The 308-nt window shown below is 66.9% G+C and carries 1 protein-coding gene; it reads left to right on the top strand.

Going from position 1 to position 308, the window contains the following annotated elements; all coding sequences use genetic code 11:
- Positions 1 to 308 (top strand): PQQ-dependent sugar dehydrogenase (locus tag SB751_RS29270; protein ID WP_410748938.1); only part of this gene is annotated, 308 nt, incomplete at both ends.

Below are 308 nucleotides of genomic sequence, written 5' to 3'. Positions count from 1 at the left end.
TGTTCATCTCGCTGGGCGAGAACAACCAGCGCCCGACCGCGCAAGACCTGGACAAGCTGCAAGGCAAGGTGGTGCGGCTGAAGGTGGACGGCTCGGTGCCGACCGACAACCCCTTCGTGGGCCAGGCCGGCGCGCGGCCCGAGATCTGGTCGTACGGCCATCGCAACCCGCAGGGCATGGCGCTCAATCCCTGGACCGGCGCGCTGTGGGAGCACGAGCATGGTCCGCGCGGCGGCGACGAAATCAACCTGGTGCAGGCCGGCAGGAACTATGGCTGGCCGCTGGCGACCTATGGCATCAATTATTCG

It is taken from the genome of Cupriavidus sp. SIMBA_020 (genome assembly GCF_046535395.1).
GTDB classification, from domain to species: Bacteria; Pseudomonadota; Gammaproteobacteria; order Burkholderiales; family Burkholderiaceae; genus Cupriavidus; species Cupriavidus campinensis.
The sequence above is the reverse complement of the archived record's forward strand: the minus strand, read 5'-3'. Positions and strand labels throughout refer to the sequence as shown.